18 protein-coding genes are annotated in these 20,010 nt (G+C 54.1%); 6 read left to right on the top strand and 12 right to left on the bottom strand.

Annotated features, from left to right (window positions below):
• Positions 1-2: 2 nt before the first annotated feature.
• The 3 genes from wecA to trxA all read right to left on the bottom strand — a co-directional run bounded on the left by wecA (position 3) and on the right by trxA (position 3,278).
• Positions 3-1,106 (bottom strand): UDP-N-acetylglucosamine--undecaprenyl-phosphate N-acetylglucosaminephosphotransferase, encoded by a 1,104-nt coding sequence (gene wecA / locus N1249_RS21745; RefSeq protein ID WP_014072295.1) that lies wholly within the window; start codon positions 1,104-1,106, stop codon positions 3-5.
• A 241-nt stretch (positions 1,107-1,347) separates the two neighbouring features.
• The gene (gene rho / locus N1249_RS21750) at positions 1,348-2,607 is read right to left on the bottom strand and encodes a transcription termination factor Rho (RefSeq protein ID WP_001054528.1); all 1,260 of its coding nucleotides are present in this window, start codon (positions 2,605-2,607) and stop codon (positions 1,348-1,350) included.
• A gap of 341 nt (positions 2,608-2,948) precedes the next feature.
• Entirely contained in the window at positions 2,949-3,278 is a 330-nt protein-coding gene (gene trxA / locus N1249_RS21755) for a thioredoxin TrxA (RefSeq protein WP_014072297.1), read from the bottom strand.
• 144 nt (positions 3,279-3,422) lie between these two features.
• On the opposite strand from trxA, the gene rhlB reads away from it, so the two are divergent.
• Together rhlB and gppA are read left to right on the top strand one after the other, a co-directional pair.
• Entirely contained in the window at positions 3,423-4,688 is a 1,266-nt protein-coding gene (gene rhlB, locus N1249_RS21760) for an ATP-dependent RNA helicase RhlB (protein WP_259833363.1), read from the top strand.
• 6 nt (positions 4,689-4,694) lie between these two features.
• Positions 4,695-6,179, top strand: a complete 1,485-nt coding sequence (gene gppA / locus N1249_RS21765) for a guanosine-5'-triphosphate,3'-diphosphate diphosphatase (protein WP_259833366.1) — start codon at positions 4,695-4,697, stop codon at positions 6,177-6,179.
• Between the two features lie 51 nt (positions 6,180-6,230).
• On the opposite strand, the gene rep is transcribed toward gppA, so the two are convergent.
• Positions 6,231-8,255: a DNA helicase Rep gene (gene rep, locus N1249_RS21770; RefSeq protein WP_259833369.1), complete on the bottom strand. Its 2,025-nt coding sequence runs from the start codon at positions 8,253-8,255 to the stop codon at positions 6,231-6,233.
• A gap of 111 nt (positions 8,256-8,366) precedes the next feature.
• On the opposite strand from rep, the gene ppiC (N1249_RS21775) reads away from it, so the two are divergent.
• On the top strand, positions 8,367-8,648 hold the full coding sequence (gene ppiC / locus N1249_RS21775; RefSeq protein ID WP_182062961.1) for a peptidylprolyl isomerase PpiC: 282 nt from the start codon (positions 8,367-8,369) through the stop codon (positions 8,646-8,648).
• A 50-nt stretch (positions 8,649-8,698) separates the two neighbouring features.
• Positions 8,699-8,980, top strand: coding sequence for a peptidylprolyl isomerase PpiC (ppiC, locus tag N1249_RS21780; RefSeq protein ID WP_008501570.1), 282 nt, complete (start codon positions 8,699-8,701; stop codon positions 8,978-8,980).
• An 86-nt stretch (positions 8,981-9,066) separates the two neighbouring features.
• Here the strand turns inward: ppiC (N1249_RS21780) and ilvC are convergent, their stop codons facing one another.
• Positions 9,067-10,542: a ketol-acid reductoisomerase gene (gene ilvC / locus N1249_RS21785; protein WP_259833373.1), complete on the bottom strand. Its 1,476-nt coding sequence runs from the start codon at positions 10,540-10,542 to the stop codon at positions 9,067-9,069.
• Between the two features lie 150 nt (positions 10,543-10,692).
• On the opposite strand from ilvC, the gene ilvY reads away from it, so the two are divergent.
• On the top strand, positions 10,693-11,583 hold the full coding sequence (ilvY, locus tag N1249_RS21790) for an HTH-type transcriptional activator IlvY (protein ID WP_166718543.1): 891 nt from the start codon (positions 10,693-10,695) through the stop codon (positions 11,581-11,583).
• On the opposite strand, the gene ilvA is transcribed toward ilvY, so the two are convergent.
• From ilvA to ilvL, 7 genes are all read right to left on the bottom strand, one after another.
• On the bottom strand, positions 11,580-13,124 hold the full coding sequence (gene ilvA, locus N1249_RS21795; RefSeq protein ID WP_088201855.1) for a threonine ammonia-lyase, biosynthetic: 1,545 nt from the start codon (positions 13,122-13,124) through the stop codon (positions 11,580-11,582). The two genes, ilvY and ilvA, sit on opposite strands and share 4 nt — an antisense overlap.
• Positions 13,125-13,126: 2 nt before the next feature.
• Positions 13,127-14,977 (bottom strand): dihydroxy-acid dehydratase, encoded by a 1,851-nt coding sequence (gene ilvD / locus N1249_RS21800; protein ID WP_259833376.1) that lies wholly within the window; start codon positions 14,975-14,977, stop codon positions 13,127-13,129.
• 60 nt (positions 14,978-15,037) lie between these two features.
• A complete protein-coding gene (gene ilvE / locus N1249_RS21805) occupies positions 15,038-15,967 on the bottom strand; it encodes a branched-chain-amino-acid transaminase (RefSeq protein ID WP_259833378.1) in 930 nt (309 codons plus the stop codon).
• A gap of 18 nt (positions 15,968-15,985) precedes the next feature.
• Positions 15,986-16,249 carry an acetolactate synthase 2 small subunit gene (ilvM, locus tag N1249_RS21810; protein ID WP_014072310.1) on the bottom strand — a complete coding sequence of 88 codons (264 nt, stop codon included), beginning with the start codon at positions 16,247-16,249 and terminating at the stop codon, positions 15,986-15,988.
• Complete coding sequence (gene ilvG / locus N1249_RS21815) at positions 16,246-17,892, bottom strand: acetolactate synthase 2 catalytic subunit (protein WP_259833380.1); 1,647 nt, start codon at positions 17,890-17,892, stop codon at positions 16,246-16,248. The genes ilvM and ilvG overlap by 4 nt, the downstream gene beginning before the upstream one ends.
• A gap of 2 nt (positions 17,893-17,894) precedes the next feature.
• Entirely contained in the window at positions 17,895-17,945 is a 51-nt protein-coding gene (gene ilvX, locus N1249_RS21820) for a peptide IlvX (RefSeq protein WP_166792073.1), read from the bottom strand.
• Positions 17,946-18,031: 86 nt separating this feature from the next.
• Positions 18,032-18,130 carry an ilv operon leader peptide gene (ilvL, locus tag N1249_RS21825; RefSeq protein WP_023620831.1) on the bottom strand — a complete coding sequence of 33 codons (99 nt, stop codon included), beginning with the start codon at positions 18,128-18,130 and terminating at the stop codon, positions 18,032-18,034.
• Between the two features lie 343 nt (positions 18,131-18,473).
• On the opposite strand from ilvL, the gene N1249_RS21830 reads away from it, so the two are divergent.
• Positions 18,474-19,994 (top strand): YifB family Mg chelatase-like AAA ATPase, encoded by a 1,521-nt coding sequence (locus N1249_RS21830; RefSeq protein WP_259833383.1) that lies wholly within the window; start codon positions 18,474-18,476, stop codon positions 19,992-19,994.
• The last annotated feature ends 16 nt before the right edge of the window (positions 19,995-20,010 follow it).

A 20,010-nucleotide genomic window follows, 5' to 3' on the forward strand; every position in this document is an offset into this window, starting at 1 on the left:
GTTCATTTAGTTAAAGTTGGATTATTGCCACTATTTCGACGCATCCTGCGCTTTATACGCTTAATAAAACGCGCGACTTTCCATGCGCGTTTAATGCAGTAGCCATACAGAGAAAACGCTAGCAAGAACAATACCAACATCACCCATTCAGGGATAAAGTGGGCATATTCCGACGCAACACCAATCCCCGCAAGAATAGCAGCCGCCAGGGTTATCAGCACAAATGCCTGACGGGAAGTGAAGCCTGCACGCATGATCAAATGATGAATATGCTGACGGTCGGCGGAAAAAGGACTCATCCCCTTTCGCAGACGGCGATACATAATCGCCACCATATCCATCAACGGAATGGCGATTATCCACAGCGCCGTGACCGGGCTAATCGGGTGAACTTTACCCTGCGTGGTTTCCAGCAAAATCCAGATAATCGTGAAACCAATCAACGTACTGCCCGCATCGCCCATAAAGACTTTATAGCGACGGCCCAGAACGCCAAGGTTGAGCAAAATATACGGCAGGATGGCGGCAATCATGGCGAAACACCACATGGCGAGGCTGTACTGACCATCAAACCACAAAATAATGCCGACAGCAGCGAAGGAGACGGAGGAAAGCCCGCCCAGCAGGCCATCAATGCCGTCCACCATATTGAAGGCATTAATCGCCACCCAGACGGCGAAGAGCGTCAGGAAATAGCCGAACGGCCCCAGAACCATCTCCCAGGGCCCGAAAATATAACCGAGACTGCTTAAGTGAAGTTTGGCCGCCACCATCATGGCAATACCGACCGCAGCCTGAACGAAGGCGCGGATTTTCACGCTAATGTCATAGCGATCGTCGAGCGCGCCCACCACAACCAGAACGGTGGCGCAGATCAGGTAGAGCCTGGCATGAGGAATATAGTAATCAGCAATCGCGAAGGTGAAGCAGATACCGGCAAAAACGGAAATACCACCGACCAGCGGGATCATGCCTTGATGGCGTTTACGGAAGTTGGGTTTATCCACTAACCCCAGATATTTTGCCACCTTGCGCGCAAGAAACAAAAAGCAGGTGGTAAACAAAAAAATACTGGTTAGCTCAGTAAACGTATCGAGTAGGTTCACAATGGATGTTCTCAACAAATGTCAGTCAAGGAAGTATAACCATGAAGGCGCCGGGCCAGAAGGCATAAAGCAAACCTCTTGCAACTCCATTTGTTTATTATTCAATCTATTAATGTTTTTGCTGTGCGAATAATCCTATTGTCGCACCGACAGGTCAAAATTGGGAGTCTGCGGTAATAGCGTATAGGCCATAAACGAAAAACGCCACGTAAAAACGTGGCGTTTGCTGGCTTTATTTGCGTTACGAGCGCTTCATCATGTCGAAGAAATCGTCGTTTGTTTTGGTCATCGCCAGTTTGTTAATGAGGAATTCCATTGCGTCGATTTCGCCCATTGGGTGAATGATTTTGCGCAGAATCCACATTTTTTGCAGCTCTTCCTGAGTGGTGAGCAGCTCTTCCTTACGCGTACCGGAACGGTTGTAGTCGATAGCAGGGAAGACACGTTTTTCAGCAATCTTACGGGAGAGGTGCAGTTCCATGTTACCTGTACCTTTAAACTCTTCGTAGATAACCTCATCCATCTTGGAGCCGGTGTCGATCAGCGCGGTTGCAATGATGGTCAGGCTGCCGCCCTCTTCTACGTTACGCGCAGCACCGAAGAAACGCTTCGGACGGTGCAGGGCGTTCGCATCCACACCACCGGTCAACACTTTACCGGAAGCCGGAACCACGGTGTTGTACGCACGCGCCAGACGGGTGATGGAGTCGAGCAGGATGATAACGTCTTTCTTGTGTTCAACCAGACGTTTGGCCTTCTCGATAACCATTTCAGCAACCTGAACGTGGCGAGATGCCGGTTCGTCGAAGGTAGAAGCCACAACTTCACCTTTCACCAGACGCTGCATCTCGGTCACTTCTTCAGGACGTTCGTCGATCAGCAGTACCATCAGCACACAGTCTGGGTGGTTGTAAGCAATGCTCTGTGCGATGTTTTGCAGCAGCATGGTTTTACCCGCTTTTGGCGGTGCCACAATCAGACCACGTTGACCACGACCAATCGGAGAAGCCAGATCCAGAACGCGAGCGGTTAAGTCTTCGGTAGAACCGTTACCACGCTCCATGCGCAGGCGAGAGTTCGCGTGCAGCGGCGTTAAGTTTTCAAACAGGATCTTATTGCGCGAGTTTTCTGGTTTGTCGTAGTTAACTTCGTTAACTTTCAACAGCGCAAAGTAGCGTTCACCCTCTTTAGGAGGACGAATCTTACCTGAAATGGTGTCACCAGTGCGGAGGTTGAAACGGCGGATTTGGCTAGGGGATACGTAGATGTCGTCAGGACCGGCGAGGTAGGAGCTATCTGCTGAGCGGAGGAAACCAAATCCGTCCTGCAATATCTCCAGCACACCGTCGCCAAAGATATCTTCGCCACTCTTAGCGTGCTGCTTCAGGATGGCGAAAATGATGTCCTGCTTGCGCATACGAGCCTGGTTTTCCAGCCCCATATTTTCGCCGAGAGTGATCAGCTCAGAAACCGGCGTATTCTTTAATTCGGTAAGATTCATAATGGTGTGGGTTCTTAAACTCGGGGTGATTCTCGAACTTAATGTTGTGAATGGTATGGCAGGGTCATCCATGCCTGTTTAGCGGCCATCACCTCATGTCTGTTCGCTGTCTGGTCACAGGGAAAGAACGCAGAACTGAAACGACAAGACGGATTGAGTGACAAGCCCGGAATTTAGCAACTTCACGCACTGTGGATATCAACAACGGGAAGTTTCGGGTAAAGCAAGATTCAAACAACAAGATATGTTTAAAACGAAGTCATAGCTAACTTAGCACGACTAAAGCCGGGCGTCCAGAGATCCACATCATTTAGGTGCTCTGGACGCTCAGCCGAGAAACCTTACGCCAGGTTAGCGTCCAGGAACTCTTTCAGTTGACCTTTGGACAGTGCGCCCACTTTGGTCGCCGCCACTTCACCGCCTTTAAACAGCAGCAGCGTCGGGATACCACGGATACCGTATTTTGGCGCGGTGCCCGGGTTCTGGTCGATGTTCAGCTTGGCAACGGTCAGTTTGCCCTGATATTCGTCAGCGATCTCATCCAGAATCGGGGCGATCATTTTGCAAGGACCACACCATTCAGCCCAGAAATCGACGAGGATCAGCCCGTCAGCTTTAAGTACGTCCGTGTCAAAACTGTCGTCAGTCAGGTGAATAATTTTATCGCTCATATATAACTCCACAGGAATAAGCCTGGTGCGTTGGTTTCGCATCAATCAACGACGTGTTGATGTAGCATTAACCAACTAAAGGTTGACTTTATTTCACCGGATACGCTTTCGTAAAGCAATAGTAAGCTGATATTCTACCACACTATGAGCAAAACACATTTAACAGAACAGAAGTTTTCCGACTTCGCCCTGCACCCAAAGGTTATCGAAGCCCTTGAAAATAAAGGGTTTCATAACTGCACGCCCATTCAGGCCCTCGCACTGCCGCTGACGCTGGCAGGCCGCGATGTTGCAGGGCAGGCGCAAACCGGTACTGGCAAAACGATGGCGTTTTTAACGTCAACGTTTCATTATTTACTTTCTCATCCAGCGATTGCTGACCGCAAAGTTAACCAGCCGCGCGCGCTAATTATGGCCCCGACGCGAGAACTGGCGGTACAGATCCATGCAGACGCTGAACCGCTGGCTCAGGCAACGGGTCTAAAGCTCGGCCTGGCCTATGGCGGCGACGGTTACGATAAACAGCTGAAAGTGCTGGAAAGCGGTGTGGATATCCTGATTGGGACCACGGGCCGTCTTATCGACTACGCAAAACAGAACCACATCAACCTCGGCGCGATTCAGGTTGTGGTGCTGGATGAAGCCGACCGTATGTACGATCTGGGTTTCATTAAAGATATCCGCTGGCTATTCCGTCGGATGCCTGCGGCAAACCAGCGTCTGAACATGCTGTTCTCCGCAACCCTCTCTTATCGCGTTCGTGAACTGGCGTTCGAACAGATGAACAACGCCGAATATGTCGAAGTGGAACCCGAGCAGAAAACCGGTCACCGCATTAAAGAAGAGCTTTTCTATCCATCCAATGAAGAGAAAATGCGTCTTCTGCAAACGCTTATCGAAGAAGAGTGGCCAGATCGCGCCATTATCTTTGCGAACACCAAGCACCGCTGCGAAGACATCTGGGGTCATCTGGCCGCTGATGGACACCGCGTTGGCCTGCTGACAGGTGATGTGGCGCAGAAAAAACGCCTGCGTATTCTCGACGAATTCACCCGTGGCGACCTGGATATCCTGGTTGCAACCGACGTTGCCGCGCGCGGCCTGCATATTCCAGCCGTAACGCACGTCTTCAACTACGATCTGCCGGATGACTGTGAAGATTACGTACACCGTATCGGCCGTACCGGTCGTGCTGGTGCAAGTGGTCATTCCATCAGCCTTGCGTGTGAAGAGTATGCGCTGAATCTTCCAGCCATTGAGACTTACATCGGTCACTCTATTCCGCAGAGCAAATACAATCCGGAAGCGCTGTTAAACGAACTGCCACCACCGAAGCGCCTTACCCGCGCCCGTTCCGGCAATGGTCCGCGTCGTTCCGGCGCACCGCGTAATCGTCGTCGTTCAGGTTAAGAAAATATGCTCAGTTCCACCTCGCTTTATGCGGCAATTGATCTCGGTTCCAATAGTTTTCATATGCTGGTTGTGCGCGAGGTGGCGGGAAGTATACAAACGCTGACGCGTATTAAGCGCAAGGTCCGCCTGGCGGCGGGCCTGAGCAGCGACAATCACCTCTCCCCTGAAGCCATGGAACGTGGCTGGCAATGTTTGCGTCTTTTTGCCGAACGTCTGCAAGATATCCCGCATAATCAAATCCGCGTTGTCGCAACGGCCACTCTGCGTCTGGCGGTTAATGCCGTTGATTTCATTGCCAAAGCGCAGGAAATACTGGGCTGCCCGGTGCAGGTCATCAGCGGTGAAGAAGAAGCGCGTTTGATTTATCAGGGCGTTGCGCACACAACCGGTGGCGACGATCGCCGTCTGGTGGTGGATATCGGTGGTGCCAGTACCGAACTCGTTACCGGCACCGGGGCGCAAGCCACCTCGCTGTTCAGCCTGTCGATGGGTTGTGTGACCTGGCTTGAGCGCTATTTTACCGACCGTAATCTTGGCAAAGAGAACTTCGACGAGGCCGAAAATGCCGCGCGCGAAGTGCTGCGCCCGGTGATGGATGAATTGCGCTATCACGGCTGGAAGGTCTGCGTTGGCGCATCGGGAACCGTGCAGGCTTTGCAGGAAATCATGATGGCGCAGGGGATGGACGAGCGGATCACGCTTGCCAAACTCCAGCAGCTGAAACAGCGCGCCATTCAGTGTGGCCGTCTGGAAGAGCTGGAAATTGAAGGCCTGACTCTGGAACGAGCGCTGGTTTTCCCAAGCGGGCTTGCCATTCTGATCGCCATTTTCACCGAACTGAACATCCAGTGCATGACCCTTGCTGGTGGTGCGCTGCGTGAAGGTCTGGTTTACGGGATGCTGCATCTGTCGGTTGATCAGGATATTCGCAGCCGCACGCTGCGTAACGTTCAGCGCCGCTTTATGGTGGATACCGATCAGGCGCAGCGTGTTGCGCAACTGGCATCGCTCTTTGCCGACCAGGTCGGCGGGGAGTGGAGCCTAGAGCCACTCAGTCGCGATCTGCTGCTGAGCGCGTGTGCGCTACACGAAGTGGGTTTAAGCATCGACTTCAAACAAGCGCCTGCCCATGCCGCCTATCTGGTGCGCAATCTTGATTTACCGGGTTATACGCCTGCGCAGAAAAAGCTGCTGGCCACCCTGCTGCTGAATCAGACCAGCGCGGTCGACCTCTCTTCCCTGCACCAGCAAAACGCCGTACCGCCACGCGTTGCCGAGCATCTCTGTCGGTTGCTGCGCCTGGCCATTCTGTTTGCCTGCCGCCGCCGTGACGATCTGTTACCGGCCATCACGTTGGTTGCAGCAAATGAAAAGCTGACGCTGACGTTGCCGGAAAACTGGCTGGATGATCATCCGCTGGGTGCGGAGATGATCGAACAGGAATGCCAGTGGCAGAGTTACGTGCACTGGGCGCTTGAAGTGAAGTAATACCCTGAACATTGCCGGGTAGCGGCTTCGCCTTACCCGGCCTACAAATAATTATCCTTTCTCTTTGGCTTTCGCCAGCATAGCGCGAATATTCGCCACGTTAGCCTGCCCCTTGTGCATCCGCTCTTCCGGGGTAATCACTTTACGCTCCTGTTCCCAGATGAGATCGTCTTGCGGTAATTCCAGCAAAAACCGGCTCGGCTCCGGGCGCACCAGCTCGCCATACTGCCGGCGCTCTTTGCACAGCGTGAAGATCAGCTCTTTTTGCGCACGGGTAATGCCCACGTAGGCCAGCCGACGTTCTTCATCGACATTATCTTCATCGATGCTGCTCTGATGCGGCAGCAGTCCCTCTTCCATGCCCACCAGATAGACATACGGGAACTCCAGCCCTTTAGAGGCGTGCAGGGTCATCAGTTGTACCTGGTCCGACTCTTCTTCGCTTTCGCCGCGCTCCATCATATCGCGCAGCGTAAAACGCGTGACCACCTGCGTCAGGGTCATTGGCTCGTCAATTTCTGAGCCCTCCAGCATTTCGGTCATCCAGCTGAACAGCTGGTTGACGTTTTTCATGCGCATTTCTGCTGCTTTTGGGCTGGCAGAGGTTTCGTACAGCCAGGATTCGTAATCGATGCCGTGGATCAGGTCACGCACGGCCGCTACAGGCTCGCGTTCAGCCAGGCGCTGCACTTCGCCAAGCCAGTGGGTGAAACGGGTTAAGGAATCATACCCTCGCCCGGTCAGCGTCTGACTCAGCCCCATATCGAAGCTGGCGGTAAACAGGCTTTTGTTGCGGGTCATCGCCCATTCGCCCAGTTTTTGCAGCGTGGCCGGGCCAATCTCACGTTTCGGGGTATTCACGATACGCAGGAAAGCGCTGTCATCATCCGGGTTGGTGAGCACACGCAGATACGCCAGCAAGTCTTTGATTTCAGGTCGCGAGAAGAACGACGTACCGCCCGAAATTTTGTACGGAATGCGGTTTTGCATCAGCATTTTTTCAAAGACGCGGGACTGGTGGTTACCGCGATACAGGATCGCGTAGTCTTTGTATTCGGTTTTATTGACGAAGTGATGCGCAATCAACTCGCCGGTGACACGTTCCGCTTCGTGCTCTTCGTTATTCGCGCTGAGGACCTTCAGCTCAGTACCGTAGCCCAGTTCAGAGAACAGACGTTTTTCAAACACGTGCGGGTTATTGGCGATCAGGATATTCGCCGCTTTCAGGATGCGCCCGGACGAGCGGTAGTTTTGCTCGAGCTTGATGACCTGAAGCGCCGGAAAATCTTTGCTTAACAGCACCAGGTTTTGTGGACGCGCACCGCGCCAGGAGTAAATAGACTGATCGTCATCCCCCACAACGGTGAAACGCGCACGTTGCCCCACCAGCAACTTCACCAGTTCGTACTGGCTGGTGTTGGTGTCCTGATATTCATCCACCAGCAGGTAGCGAATCTTGTTCTGCCAGCGCTCGCGCACCTCTTCATTACGCTGAAGCAACAGCGTTGGCAGTAGGATCAGATCGTCGAAATCCAGTACGTTGCACGCTTTCATGTGCGCGTCGTACAGGCTATAGCAGTGGGCGAAGATCCTGTCCCGTTCGCCTTTCGCACTCGCTGCCGCCTGAGCAGGCGTCATCAGATCGTTTTTCCAGTTGGAGATCGTCGAGATCAGCTGTTGGAGCAGAACTTTGTCATCTTCGATCAGCCCTTCGGTCAGCTCTTTAAGCAGCGCCACCTGGTCGGTGTCATCGAAAAGCGAGAAGTTAGACTTCATGCCCAGCGCAGCGTATTCACGCTTGATGATATCCAGCCCCAGGGTATGGAAGGTAGAGATCATCAGCCCGCGCGCCTCTTTGCGCCCCAGCGTCTGGCCAACACGCTCTTTCATCTCGCGTGCTGCTTTGTTGGTAAATGTCACCGCCGCGATGTGGCGGGCCTGATACCCGCATCCACGGATCAAATGGGCGATTTTGTTGGTGATCACGCGGGTTTTACCGGAACCGGCCCCTGCCAGCACCAGGCATGGTCCAGTAACGAATTCGACCGCTTGTTGTTGTCCAGGGTTTAAACGCATGGGATATTGCTCAATCTTCGAACGGGGTGTGGATTGTAGCAGAAAGCCGGGCGCAGATTTACCGGCTAATGATAAAGTGAAGAAAACGCGATTAACCCCGAGAACAGAACCATGGTAAAGACCGCAGCAGCCCTGCACATTCTGGTAAAAGAAGAGAAGCTGGCGCAGGAAATCCTCGCCAAACTGGAACGTGGCATTAGCTTTGATCATCTGGCAAAGCGCTACTCTAAATGTCCGTCCGGGCGTAATGGCGGCGATTTAGGTGAATTTAAACAGGGAGCGATGGTGGGGCCATTCGATCAGGCGGTGTTTAGTTGCCCGCTTCTGAAGCCCTTTGGCCCGGTGAAAACCAAATTTGGCTACCATATCATTAAGGTGCTGTATCGCCGCTAACGCGTGCTATATTGCGCCCCAATTTATCTCAACCTATTTAAGGCACGATCATGGCAAAGACAGCAGCAGCACTGCATATTCTGGTGAAAGAAGAGAAACTGGCTCTGGATCTTCTGGAGCAGATTAAGAACGGTGCCGACTTCGGCAAACTGGCGAAGAAGCACTCTATTTGTCCATCAGGCAAACGCGGCGGTGACCTGGGTGAATTCCGTCAGGGCCAGATGGTTCCGGCGTTTGATAAAGTGGTGTTCTCTTGCCCGGTACTGGAGCCAACCGGCCCACTGCATACCCAGTTCGGTTACCACGTGATTAAAGTGCTGTATCGCAAATAAAAAAGCCGGGTGGCGGCTGCGCCTTACCCGGCCTACATCTTACGGTTTTGTAGGTCGGGTAAGCGAAGCGCCACCCGACAATCTCATTAACCCGCTACAGCAATACGCTTCATGTCGGTCATATAGCCACGCAGTTTCTGGCCAATTTTCTCGATTTCATGGCTGCGGATTGCGTCGTTCACGTCACGCAGCTGCGCATTGTCTACGGCACCTTCAGCAACCGCTTTGCCCAGGTCACCCGCCTGCAGGGTGGTCATGAACTCTTTCAGCAGCGGTACACATGCGTAAGAGAACAGGTAGTTACCGTACTCAGCGGTATCGGAGATAACCACGTTCATTTCGTACAGACGCTTACGGGCGATGGTGTTCGCGATCAGCGGCAGCTCGTGCAGTGATTCGTAGTAAGCAGACTCTTCGATGATGCCGGAATCCACCATGGTTTCGAACGCCAGCTCAACGCCTGCTTTCACCATGGCGATCATCAGTACGCCTTTATCGAAGTACTCCTGCTCGCTGATTTTGCCATCATACTGTGCAGCCGTTTCGAACGCGGTTTTACCGGTCTCTTCACGCCAGGTCAGCAGGTTTTTATCGTCATTAGCCCAGTCAGCCATCATACCGGAAGAGAACTCGCCGGAGATGATGTCGTCCATGTGTTTCTGGAACAGCGGAGCCATGATGGTTTTCAGCTGCTCGGACAGCGCGAATGCACGCAGTTTAGCCGGGTTGGACAGACGGTCCATCATCAGCGTGATGCCACCCTGTTTCAGGGCTTCGGTGATGGTTTCCCAGCCGAACTGAATCAGTTTTTCTGCGTATGCTGCGTCAGTACCCTCTTCCACCAGCTTGTCGAAGCACAGCAGAGAGCCGGCCTGCAACATACCGCACAGAATAGTCTGCTCACCCATCAGGTCAGATTTCACTTCTGCAACGAAGGAAGACTCCAGAACGCCCGCACGATGGCCGCCGGTTGCGGCTGCCCATGCTTTCGCAATCGCCATGCCTTCACCTTTAGGATCGTTTTCCGGGTGAACAGCAATCAGGGTTGGCACGCCGAAGCCACGTTTGTACTCTTCGCGAACTTCAGTACCTGGGCACTTCGGTGCCACCATCACAACGGTGATGTCTTTACGGATCTGCTCGCCCACTTCAACGATGTTGAAGCCGTGGGAGTAACCCAGCGCTGCGCCGTCTTTCATCAGCGGCTGCACGGAACGCACAACGTCAGAGTGCTGTTTGTCTGGCGTCAGGTTAACAACCAGGTCTGCCTGTGGGATCAGCTCTTCGTAGGTGCCTACTTTGAAGCCGTTTTCGGTCGCTTTACGCCAGGAAGCGCGCTTCTCAGCAATCGCTTCTTTACGCAGTGCGTAAGAGATATCCAGACCGGAGTCGCGCATGTTCAGACCCTGGTTCAGGCCCTGTGCGCCACAGCCGACGATGACCACTTTCTTACCCTGAAGGTAGCTTGCGCCATCAGCAAATTCATCGCGCGCCATGAAGCGGCATTTGCCCAGCTGTGCCAGCTGCTGGCGCAGATTCAGTGTGTTGAAGTAGTTAGCCATGGTGATACCTCGTGATGTTGTACTGTCTTATTGTTCGGTTCGCATATGCGAGAATGAACTTACTATATGACAGGAAATTTATTGCGGAAATTGATATATTCACAACGTCACATTGCAATTTCTGCAATGTAAAAAGAGGGAGTGGAATCAGTGGATTTACGCGATCTGAAAATGTTCCTGCATCTGGCGGAAAGCCGTCACTTCGGGCGCAGCGCACGCGCCATGCACGTCAGTCCCTCCACGCTTTCGCGCCAGATCCAGCGCCTTGAGGAAGACCTCGGCCAGCCGCTCTTTGTGCGTGACAACCGCACCGTGACGCTCACGGAAGCAGGGGAAGAGCTACGCGTCTTTGCCCAGCAAACGCTGTTGCAGTATCAGCAGCTACGCCACACCATCGACCAGCAAGGGCCGTCGCTCTCCGGCGAACTCCATATTTTTTGTTCCGTGACGGCGGCCTATAGCCACCTGCCGCCGATCCTCGACAGATTCCGCGCGGAGCACCCGTCGGTCGAAATCAAGCTCACGACCGGTGATGCCGCCGATGCCATGGAAAAAGTGGTGACGGGAGAAGCCGATCTCGCTATTGCCGGGAAACCGGAAATGTTGCCTGGCGCCGTTGCATTCTCAATGCTGGAAAATCTGGCGGTAGTGCTGATCGCCCCTGCGCTGCCCTGCCCGGTGCGAAATCAGGTGTCGGTGGAAAAGCCAGACTGGTCAACGGTGCCGTTTATCATGGCAGATCAGGGCCCAGTGCGCCGCCGCATTGAGCTGTGGTTCCGCCGTCAGAAAATCAGTAACCCGTCGATTTACGCCACGGTCGGTGGCCATGAGGCGATGGTGTCGATGGTGGCGCTGGGTTGCGGCGTGGCGCTGCTGCCGGAAGTGGTGCTGGAAAACAGTCCGGAACCGGTGCGTAATCGCGTGATGATTTTAGAGCGCAGCGATGAGAAAACGCCGTTTGAGCTTGGCGTGTGCGCACAAAAAAAGCGGCTGCATGAGCCGCTTATTGATGCATTCTGGAATATATTGCCGAACCACTAGCCAGCCAGGAAGAACCTGAACGCCGGGTTATGGGTTTCGTCGTGACAATCGTAACCCAGTTCGTTCAGCCGCGTTTCGAAATCAGGTTCATGTTCGCCCAGTTCGAATGCCGCCAGCACGCGACCGTAGTCAGTGCCGTGACTGCGGTAGTGGAACAGGGAGATGTTCCAGTGCGTACCCAGCGTATGCAGGAACTTGAGCAACGCCCCAGGCGATTCCGGGAACTCGAAACTGTACAGACGTTCCTGGAGCGGCTTCGACGGACGCCCGCCCACCATGTAGCGAACGTGCAGCTTCGCCATTTCATCGTCGGACAGATCCACAACGCTGTAGCCACCTTCGTGCAGCATGTTGAGGATCTCTTTACGTTCTTCCAGGCCACGACTCAGGCGCACGCCAACAAAAATGCAGGCATCTTTGGCGTCAGCAAAGCGGTAGTTAAATTCCGTCACTGAACGGCCGCCAAGCAGCTGGCAGAACTTCAGGAAGCTACCCTTCTCTTCCGGGATGGTCACCGCCAGCAGGGCTTCGCGCTGTTCACCCAGCTCGCAACGCTCGGACACATAGCGCAGACCGTGGAAGTTGACGTTAGCACCGGAAAGCACATGCGCCAGACGCTCGCCGCGAATGTTGTGCTGCGCGATGTATTTTTTCATCCCTGCCAGCGCCAGTGCGCCAGAAGGTTCCGCAACCGCGCGAACATCCTCGAACAAGTCTTTCATCGCCGCGCAGATAGCATCGCTATCAACGGTGACGATATCATCGAGATACTCCTGACACAGGCGGAAAGTTTCATCGCCAATGCGTTTAACAGCCACGCCTTCAGCAAACAATCCGACTCGCGGCAGATCCACCGGATGCCCGGCATCCAGCGCCGCTTTCAGGCAGGCTGAGTCTTCCGCTTCAACGGCAATCACTTTGATTTGCGGCATCAGCTGTTTGATAAGCACTGCCACACCGGCCGCCAGGCCGCCACCGCCAACCGGCACGAAGACGCGGTCAAGATGAGCATCCTGTTGCAGCAGTTCCAGCGCCAGCGTGCCTTGTCCGGCAATCACCATGGGGTGATCAAATGGCGGCACCCAGGTAAAACCCTGCTGTTGCGCCAGTTCAATCGCTTTGGCTTTTGCTTCGTCAAAGTTTGCGCCGTGTAGCAGCACTTCGCCGCCAAAACCACGCACCGCATCCACTTTGATATCTGCCGTGGCAACCGGCATCACAATCAGCGCTTTCAGCCCCAGGCGGGCAGATGAGAACGCCACACCCTGAGCGTGGTTGCCCGCAGAGGCAGTGATCACGCCGCGCGCTTTTTGCTCGTCGCTCAACCCGGCCATCATCGCGTAAGCACCGCGCAGCTTAAAGCTGTGTACTGGCTGGCGATCTTCGCGTTTAACCAGAATCACGTTGTCGAGGCGCGAAGAGAGCTTTTCCATTTTTTGCAGTGGAGTGACCTGCACTGCTTCATAGACCGGCGCGCGTAGCACCGCCCGAAGATATTCCGCCCCCTCAGGGGCGGCGGATAAGGGTTGTGATTCGGCCATCATTAGCCCCCAAGTTTCGATTTATCGCGCACCGCGCCTTTATCTGCACTGGTGGCAAGGCTTGCGTAAGCACGCAGAGCGAAGGAAACCTCACGCTGACGATCTTTCGGCGTCCAGGCTTTATCGCCACGCGCTTCCTGTGCTTCACGACGCGCCGCGATTTCCTGGTCGCTCAGTTTCAGCTGAATACCGCGATTTGGGATGTCGATTTCGATCAGGTCACCATCTTCGATGATGGCGATATTGCCGCCGCTCGCCGCTTCAGGGGAAACGTGGCCGATAGACAAACCGGATGTACCGCCAGAGAAACGACCGTCGGTGATCAGCGCACAGGCTTTACCGAGGCCCATGGATTTCAGGAAGGTGGTTGGGTAGAGCATCTCCTGCATCCCCGGTCCGCCTTTCGGACCTTCGTAGCGGATCACCACCACATCGCCTTCCACAACTTTGCCGCCGAGGATCGCGTCTACCGCCTCATCCTGGCTTTCATACACTTTGGCCGGACCGGTGAATTTCAGGATGCTGTCGTCCACGCCCGCGGTTTTTACGATACAGCCGTTTTCAGCGAAGTTGCCGTACAGCACGGCCAGACCGCCGTCTTTGCTGTACGCGTGCTCAAGCGATCGGATGCAACCTTCAGCACGATCGTCATCCAGAGTGTCCCAGCGGCAATCCTGCGAGAATGCCTGGGTGGTACGAATACCGGCCGGGCCTGCGCGGAACATGTTTTTCACCGCTTCGTCTTTGGTCAGCATCACGTCGTACTTGTCCAGTGATTCTGGCAGCGTCAGACCCAGCACGTTTTTCACTTCACGATTCAGCAGCCCGGCGCGATCCAGCTCGCCGAGGATACCGATAACGCCACCGGCACGGTGCACGTCTTCCATGTGGTACTTCTGGGTACTCGGCGCGACTTTACACAGCTGCGGCACTTTGCGGGACAGCTTGTCGATATCGCTCATGGTGAAGTCGATTTCGGCTTCCTGCGCGGCCGCCAGCAGGTGCAGAACGGTGTTGGTGGAACCGCCCATGGCGATATCCAGCGTCATGGCATTCTCAAACGCGGCTTTGCTGGCGATGTTGCGCGGCAGCGCGCTGGCATCGTCCTGCTCATAGTAGCGTTTAGTCAATTCAACGATGCGCTTACCAGCGTTAAGGAACAGCTGTTTACGATCGGCGTGGGTCGCCAGCAGCGAGCCGTTGCCCGGCTGGGACAGGCCCAGCGCTTCGGTCAGGCAGTTCATGGAGTTTGCGGTGAACATGCCGGAACAGGATCCACAGGTCGGGCACGCGGAGCGTTCAACCTGATCGCTTTGCTCATCAGAGACTTTCGGGTCCGCGCCCTGAATCATCGCATCGACCAGGTCGAGCTTGATGATTTTGTCGGAAAGCTTGGTTTTACCCGCTTCCATTGGGCCGCCGGAAACGAAGATCACCGGAATGTTCAGACGCAGGGAAGCCATCAGCATCCCCGGGGTGATTTTGTCGCAGTTGGAGATACAGACCATCGCATCGGCACAGTGGGCGTTTACCATGTACTCGACCGAGTCGGCGATAAGCTCGCGCGACGGCAGTGAATAAAGCATCCCCCCGTGGCCCATTGCGATACCATCATCAACAGCAATGGTGTTGAACTCTTTCGCCACACCGCCAGAGGCTTCGATTTGCTCGGCAACCAGTTTACCCAGATCGCGCAGGTGCACGTGGCCCGGTACGAACTGCGTAAAGGAGTTAACCACAGCGATAATTGGCTTACCGAAATCGGCGTCGGTCATCCCGGTGGCGCGCCACAGCGCGCGGGCCCCCGCCATGTTACGGCCGTGGGTGGTGGTGGCGGAACGATACTTAGGCATGCTTTATTTACTCCCGTCTGACTATTAAATGGGACGGTGCGTGCCGTCCCATATTTATACTTAGTTGTTAACTTGATCCAACCAGCCGTATTTATCTTCCGTTTCACCGGTGAAGAGGCCAAAGAATGCCTGCTGAATACGTTTAGTTACCGGGCCACAACGGCCTTCACCCACCTGGATACCATCTACGCTGCGAACTGGGGTAATCTCGGCGGCGGTACCGGACATGAATACTTCGTCGGCCAGATACAGGGATTCACGAGACAGGACCTGCTCGCGCACTTCGATATCCAGATCTTTAGCCAGTTTGATAATGGCATCACGGGTGATACCCGGCAGCGCGGAAGAGGTGAACGGCGGGGTGAACAGGATACCGTCTTTCACTTCAAACAAGTTTTCGCCTGCACCTTCAGAGATATAGCCATTCACATCCAGAGCGATACCTTCCTGATAACCATGACGACGTGCTTCGCTGCCAACCAGCAGAGAAGAAAGGTAGTTACCGCCCGCTTTTGCAGCAGTCGGGATAGTGTTTGGTGCCACGCGGTTCCAGGAAGAAACCATTGCGTCGATCCCCTGGTCCAGTGCTTCGGCACCCAGATAGGCGCCCCACGGGAACGCGGCAATGATCACATCGGTGGTGTAGCCAGCTGGCGGGTTAACGCCCATACCTACATCGCCAACAAACACTAACGGACGAATATACGCGCTGGTCAGATTGTTTTTACGGATGACATTGCGGCAGGCTTCCATCAGCTCATCAACGGTCTGAGAAACCGGGAAACGATAGATTTTGGCTGAATCATGCAGACGCTGCATGTGTTCGCGATGGCGGAACACCACTGGCCCTTTGTGAGAATCGTAGCAACGGATGCCTTCGAACACGGACGTACCGTAGTGCAGCGCATGGGACATCACGTGGACTTTTGCATCCTCCCAACGAACCATCTCACCATTGAACCAAATGTAATCAGCTTTTTTCGTCGTCATTTTTTCTTCCTGTCACGCTTAAGCGCGGATTTGTTGTGATGTGGTTGTGCTCTGGCAGATGGCAACATGGGCAACGTCTACCAGCTTTGTTAACTGACTAAACAGTAAGTCGACCGACCGCGCGCTGGCAACGGTTAATTCGATACTGATGTTCTGTGCGTCTGTGGCCGTCTCCATATTCATAGAGCAAATTTGAAAACCACGATGACGGACCACACGCAAAACACGTTCTAATGTTTCCGGGTTGAAGCGAGCCTGCACGGCGACCTGATGTTGCATCATGATAATTTCTCCAGCATTTGTGAATTACTGGCACCTGGCGGTACCAACGGCCAGACATTCTCAAGCTCGTCGATTGAGACATGAAGCAGGTAAGGCCCTTCGCTTGACAGCATAGTGTCGAGTGCCGCTTCAACCTGGTCTTTACGGGTGATGTGCTGGCCGGGGATACCAAAAGCACTGGCCAGCATGAGGAAATCGGGGTTATCGGTCAGGGTAGTTTCGCTGTAACGCTCCTGGAAGAACAGCTGCTGCCACTGGCGAACCATGCCTAAGCGCTGGTTATCGAGCAAGACGATTTTCAGCGGTAACTGCTTACGCTTAACGGTGCCCAGTTCCTGAACGTTCATCATGAATGAGCCGTCACCGGAGATACAGATGACGGTATCGTTCGGGCGGGCAACCTGTGCGCCTACCGCAGCTGGCAGGCCAAAGCCCATCGTGCCTAACCCGCTGGAAGTGATGAAGTTTTCCGGGCGAGTGTAGGTCATGTGCTGCGCGGACCACATCTGATGCTGGCCCACGTCGGTTGTCACCACGCTGTCTGCCGGTTTACGGTCAGACAACTGCTTCAGCAGCAACGGCGCGTAGATAGCATCGCCAGGATGGTCGTAACGCCAGGCGTGTTCAGCACGCATATCTGCCGCGTGTTGACGCCATTCATTGATGTTGAGTGGCTGCTGTAAAGCAGGCAACAACGCGTTGAAATCGCCCTGAAGGGCCACGTGCACCTGACGCAGCTTATTCATTTCCGCAGGGTCGATATCCATGTGGATCACTTTCGCATTCGGCGCGAAGGTATTCAGCTTGCCGGTTACGCGGTCATCAAAACGGGCGCCTACGGCAATCAGCAGGTCGCATTCCTGAACCGCCAGGTTGGCGGCTTTGGTGCCGTGCATCCCCAACATGCCCAGATAGAATGGGTAATCTGCCTCTACCGCCCCCAGGCCTTTCAGTGTACAGGTGGCTGGCATTTGGGTGGCGGCGATAAAGTCCCGCAAGGCAGGTACGGCCTGCGCCATGCCCACACCACCACCGACATACAGCATCGGCTTTTGCGCTTCCGCTATCATCTGACGCGCCGCGTCCACTTCGGAATGCGGGAAAGCATCGTCGTTCTCAACGGTGGAGAAATGCGGCTCCAGCTCACCCAGAGCAACCTGGATATCTTTCGGGATATCAACCAGAACCGGGCCAGGGCGGCCAGAGTTGGCAACATAAAACGCTTCCGCCATTACGCGCGGCAGCTCTTCCAGAGACTGAACGAGGAAACTGTGCTTGGTGCAGGCCAGTGACAGGCCCAGTACGTCAACTTCCTGGAAAGCATCGGTACCGATGAACGGAGAGGCCACCTGGCCGGTGATGGCAACAACAGGAACGGAATCAAGCAGTGCATCTGCCAGGCCGGTGATCAGGTTGGTTGCGCCCGGGCCAGATGTTGCCATGCAGACGCCGGTTTTACCTGTAGAGCGCGCATAGCCAATGGCCGCCATTGCAGCACCCTGCTCGTGTCGGCACAACAGGTGTTCCACGCCGCCGTCATACAGTGCATCGTAAATCGGCATAATTGCGCCTCCCGGATAACCGAAAACTGTTTCGACTCCCTGTGCGCGCAACGCATGTACTACCCACTGTGCACCATTCATAGTTAGTTCCCCGTCATAAATCGGGAGAAACAGAATTTTGTGCTAGTCGTCATTCTCTGCTCCTCGTTTAAGTTTTTTAGTCATAAAAAAACCCCCGGACCTTTCGGTGCGGGGGTCTTAGTTCGTTAAGGCTTGATTTCTATGCCTTTCCTCGTCCAAGTGCAGCCCCGCACGGTGGGATAATAATCACCACCACGCTAATCACGACCAGGCTAATCACTAGTAGAAGGGCTGTCATTTTCAGTTCTTTTGGCATCTTGTTCGAAGGAATACCTAAAGAGTTATCACAGATTCCGAATCCAACACAAGATTTATTTATGACGCATTTGTTTAGCACGCGAATGATTTTTCTAAAAATCTTTGTTTTATATGAGGAAAATAGAAAATGAATTTTTTTCATTTTTTTACGTTCCCGCCAGCGCTCAAAACAGGGAGTTGTCCCTCTTTGCGGTGCCGATTCCATTCTGATGCAACAATTACACTTTGTCGCTAAAAGTGGTGAGTGAGCCTCGTAAAGTCGCGAATATGTGGTCAAAAACAAAAATACAAACTGGCATAGTTGCCCGACAAGGAGGGTTTCTATGTCACTGTCGGTTGTTTATACACGCGCCGCTATTGGTGTGAAGGCACCACTGATTTCTGTTGAAGTACATCTGAGTAATGGCCTGCCAGGGCTCACTCTCGTTGGGCTACCAGAAACCACCGTAAAAGAGGCCAGGGATCGTGTGCGTAGCGCCATCATCAATAGCGGTTATACCTTCCCTGCCAGGAAAATCACCATCAACCTGGCACCTGCTGACTTACCCAAAGAGGGGGGGCGATATGATTTACCTATCGCTATTGCGCTTCTCGCCGCTTCTGAGCAACTGAATACCACCAGGCTAGGCTCGTATGAGTTCATCGGCGAACTTGCTCTTACAGGCTCATTAAGAGGCGTTCCTGGAGCGATATCAGGAGCCCTGGAAGCGATAAGCGCAGGCCGACAAATCATTGTGGCCAATGAAAATTCTCCTGAAGTGAGCCTGATTGCAGAAAAAGGGTGTCTGATAGCCAGCCATCTACAGGAGGTTTGTGCGTACCTGGAAGGGCGGCATGAACTTGCTGAACCACGGGAGGCCGAAGATATCCTGCCGGATAACCGGGACGATCTCCGCGATATTATTGGGCAGGAACAGGGCAAGCGAGCCCTGGAGATTACCGCCGCAGGTGGCCATAACCTCTTATTGATTGGCCCGCCAGGAACGGGCAAAACAATGCTGGCAAGCCGCCTGAATGGCTTACTGCCGCCATTAAACAATCGCGAGGCGCTTGAAAGCGCCGCCATATTTAGCCTCGTTAGCTCAACATCACTGCAAAAGCAGTGGCGGCAGCGCCCCTTTCGCTCACCGCACCACAGTGCTTCTTTGACAGCAATGGTGGGTGGGGGCTCTATCCCGGGGCCTGGCGAAATCTCGCTGGCGCACAATGGCATCCTGTTTCTTGATGAACTGCCTGAATTTGAACGACGGGTTCTGGACGCGCTACGTGAACCGATTGAGTCGGGACAAATACACATCTCCCGGACACGAGCCAAAATCAGTTACCCTGCGCGGTTCCAGCTGGTTGCTGCGATGAACCCCAGCCCAACAGGGCACTACCAGGGGAACCATAACCGGTGCACGCCTGAGCAGACGCTTCGCTATCTTGGAAAGCTATCCGGTCCTTTCCTCGACCGGTTCGACTTATCGCTGGAGATCCCTCTTCCGCCTCCCGGGCTGCTCAGCAAGAACAACGGAAAGGGAATAACTTCAGCGGAAGTACGTGAAAGAGTCATCACTGCCCAGGCGAAGCAATATGCCCGTCAGTGCAAACTCAATGCCTATCTTGATAATGCGGAGATTCGGCGATTCTGCCATCTGGCGCCAGAAGATGCGCTTTGGCTGGAGGATACCCTGGTACGGTTTGGGCTTTCCATTCGTGCCTGGCAGCGTTTATTGAAAGTCGCCAGGACTATCGCTGATGTTGAAGGGTGTATTGAAATCCAGAGGCAGCATCTGCAAGAAGCATTGAGCTATCGTGCAATCGACCGTTTGCTACTGCATCTGCAAAAAATGCTGGCGTAAAAAAAGGGGCCATCGC

Source organism: Enterobacter sp. CP102 (assembly GCF_025152625.1).
GTDB classification, from domain to species: Bacteria; Pseudomonadota; Gammaproteobacteria; order Enterobacterales; family Enterobacteriaceae; genus Enterobacter; species Enterobacter soli.